3 protein-coding genes are annotated in these 2,791 nt (G+C 32.3%); all 3 read right to left on the reverse strand.

The genetic code is table 11. From position 1 onward, the window contains the following. Positions 1-494: dicarboxylate/amino acid:cation symporter (locus ACKI67_RS10340; protein ID WP_407463453.1), on the reverse strand; the 494-nt coding region annotated here is incomplete at its 3' end. Positions 495-739: 245 nt separating this feature from the next. Next, entirely contained in the window at positions 740-1,171 is a 432-nt protein-coding gene (locus ACKI67_RS10345; RefSeq protein ID WP_407463454.1) for an acetolactate synthase, read from the reverse strand. A 22-nt stretch (positions 1,172-1,193) separates the two neighbouring features. Continuing rightward, positions 1,194-2,495 carry a phenylacetate--CoA ligase family protein gene (locus ACKI67_RS10350; RefSeq protein ID WP_407463455.1) on the reverse strand — a complete coding sequence of 434 codons (1,302 nt, stop codon included), beginning with the start codon at positions 2,493-2,495 and terminating at the stop codon, positions 1,194-1,196. Positions 2,496-2,791 lie beyond the last annotated feature (296 nt).

A 2,791-nucleotide genomic window follows, 5' to 3' on the forward strand; every position in this document is an offset into this window, starting at 1 on the left:
ATCACTCCGAAGATTATTACCGGCAGCATATCTCCATTAGCCAAAGAGTTAAGCGGATTTTCAGGGACCATACTTAAAATAGTGTTGGTTATTGTTACATTGGTTGTAACATTTGATGGATCTGCAAGACCCGCCATATTCAATCCGATTCCTGGATTGATAATTTTTGCTATTAAAAGAGCAATGGTAACAGCCAATGCAGTGGTTATAAGGTAAATGAGTATTGCTCTTCCACCAATTGCACCGATCTTTCTAATGTCTGAAATGGATGTTACCCCTACAATGATTGAACAGAAAACAAGTGGAACAACCAGCATTTTCATTAATTTGATAAATAGGTTTCCTCCTAAAAAGAAAACATTATCAATTAGTATTATGTTCTTGATGAATGGGTCAGTTACATAGAAGTTCAATATTAAACCCACTATCAAACCTAATATCATTGAAATCAATATCCAATTGCCTAAGTTGATCTTCTTTAGTTTAGTTAACATTTTTTCCCCAAAATTTTTTGTCAATGTATTATTTATTGTTCAAATAATTTAAATTTTAATAAATTTTTTTCAATGCTTAATAAAATATTTGGCCAATTGGAAAAAATCTGAATCATAAAGAATAGAAAAATAGCGGCATTTAGAAATAATCCTTTGAAAAATCAGGGTATTAAAAAATCAGTTCATTAAAAAATAATCTTCCTAAGAAAAATTAAAAATGTTTAAAAAAAGAGAAAATAGAAGATTTATATTTCATCTAAATCTTCTTTGGTTAATAAGGTTGCACCAGCATCTTCCAATGCTTTTACACCTGCTTCATAATCTTCTATTTTGAAAACAACAATAGCTTCATCAACTTTAGTGCTTACAAATGCATAAAGGTATTCAACATTGATGCTTTCTTTTTCAAGAATTTCAAGAATTGTGTTGAGTCCATTAGGTTCGTCTTTCACTCCAACAACAATCACATCTGTTTCTTTGACAGTGAACTTTTCAGCTTGCAATGCTTCTTTTGCTGTTTCATTGTCTGAAACGATCAATCTTAAAATTCCATATTTTGAACTGTCTGCAATTGAAAGTGCTCTAATGTTTACGCCTTTTTGTGACATTGCATTGACAGCTTTTTTTAGTTTTCCTTCTTTGTTTTCAAGAAATACGGAAAGTTGTTTTACATTCATAGTATCATCTCATAATCATTATCTAATCAAAGTTTCTTTCGTCAATCACTCTAATAGCTTTTCCTTCACTTCTTGGCAAGGATTCAGGTTCAACAAGGGTTACGTCTACACTAATTCCAATTGCACTTTGAATCTTTCTAGCCACTTTTCTTTCAAATTCCTCAATCTTCTTCATTTCATCAGAGAATATCTCAGGTGAAGATTCCACTTTCACTTCAATTTCATCAAGTGTGTGAGGCCTTGAGACATGGATTTGGTAGTTTGCTGTCAAGCCTTCAACCTGTAGAATAGCAGCCTCAATTTGTGATGGGTAAACCATAACTCCTTTGATTTTTAACATGTCATCGCTTCTACCGGTGATCCTATCCATTCTTACAGTAGTTCTTCCACAAGGACATTCGTCTCTTCTAAGGGTGGTTATGTCTTTTGTTCTGAATCTTATTACAGGCATTCCTTCTCTAGTGAGGTTGGTTAAAACCAATTCTCCTTTTTGATCATCTCCTAAAACTTCTCCAGTATCAGAGTCAATGATTTCAGGATAGAAATGGTCTTCTTGGATATGCAAACCGGTTTGATATTTACATTCGGTAGCTACTCCTGGTCCCATCAATTCAGTTAATCCGTAAATGTTGTGTGCAGTAATTCCTAATTTTTCTTGTAAGCTGTTTCTCATTTCTTCAGTCCACATTTCAGCTCCAAAGATTCCTCCTTTTAAGCTGATGTCCTCTGCTTTGTATCCTTCTTTTTCAAGGGATTCGGCCAAATACATTGCATATGATGGAGTGCATGTAAGAATATCGCTTTGGAAGTCTTCCATGATTTTCAATTGTCTTGCAGTGTTTCCAGAAGACATTGGTATTACTGTTGCACCCATATATTTTGCACCGTGGTCAATTCCAAATCCTCCAGTGAATAATCCGTATCCATATGAATTTTGGATCTTTGAGTTTTTGTCTCCACCAGCCATTGCTATAGCTCTTGCGGTACATTCTCCCCAAATATCAATGTCTTTTTTTGTATATCCGGATACAACAGGAGTTCCTGTAGTTCCAGAGGTACTGTGTATTTCTATGATTTCATCATCTGGAACAGCGAATAATCCAAATGGATAAGCTTGTCTTAAGTCATCTTTAGTTGTAAATGGTATTTTGCTGATATCATCAAGAGTCTTTAAATCATCTGGATGAAATCTTGCATCATCAAACTTCTTCTTGTAAAATGGCACATTTTCATAAACTCTATTTACTTGTTTTTGGAGTAGGGCAAGTTGCATTTCTTCCCTTTCTTCCTTACCCATACATTCTGCTTCTTGATTCCAAATCATATAATTTCTCCATGATTTTTTAATATTGCTTTTGAGTTATATAGTTAAATTTCGTAATTGACAACATTACTTATTTTATTTTTAATCATTAATATATTTATTAGTCTAAAAAATCATTTTCTTGTCTAAAATGTATACTTTATGTACATTTAACCCTATTTTGTTTTTTATTTCTCAATTAATTTTATTTTATTTATCTATTAACCTTATTAAGACTTAATTAGGTTTTTTATTGGATTCTCCCAATTCTAAAAAAATTTATATATCATATAAATTAAAGATTAATGTGTAAAAAA

It is taken from the genome of Methanobrevibacter sp., assembly GCF_045577275.1.
Lineage (GTDB): Archaea > Methanobacteriota > Methanobacteria > Methanobacteriales > Methanobacteriaceae > Methanobrevibacter.

Coding starts and splice junctions, on each gene's coding strand:
- ACKI67_RS10345 (WP_407463454.1), bottom strand. CDS start 1,171: ATGAATGTAAAACAACTTTCCGTATTTCTTGAAAACAAAGAAGGAAAA.
- ACKI67_RS10350 (WP_407463455.1), bottom strand. CDS start 2,495: ATGATTTGGAATCAAGAAGCAGAATGTATGGGTAAGGAAGAAAGGGAA.